Raw genomic sequence first — 424 nt, 5'->3', positions numbered from 1 at the left:
CGCTGGCGTGTGTGCCTTCGAGCAGATCGTTGTGCGAAGTGCCGTTGATCAGCGGCTGGAAGTTGGCATCGGTAATAAGGCCGCTATTGGCCAGAAACTGCACGGCAAAATGTTTGCCATTACCGTCTCGCTCGTAGCTTTCCAAAATGTAAATGCCGCGCAGAGGCTCGCTACTGATGTGCAAGGTATCGCCATAACCATTGCCTAAATGGCTATAGCCCAGAGCCGACACGTCGAGGATATCGTGGGCGGGATCGAAATAGTTGATGGTGTCGGTATACTCGCCTCCGTCCTTGATATAGCTGTCGCCGAGGCGGTCGAAGCGGAATACATCATTACCGGCGCCGCCGTCCATACCGTCGTATCCGGCACTGGAGACCATCACATCGTTGCCCCCCCCGCTGACTAGCTGGTCGTTGCCGCC

Annotated in this window: 1 pseudogene; it reads right to left on the bottom strand. The window is 56.4% G+C overall.

The annotated features are described in order from the left end of the window. Window positions 1-424: pseudogene (locus tag ABEH28_RS27340) on the bottom strand (calcium-binding protein); the annotation flags it as partial.

The organism is Pseudomonas sp. Ps21-P2, from assembly GCF_039672565.1.
Lineage (GTDB): Bacteria > Pseudomonadota > Gammaproteobacteria > Pseudomonadales > Pseudomonadaceae > Aquipseudomonas.
This window is presented reverse-complemented; position numbering and strand designations above follow the sequence as displayed.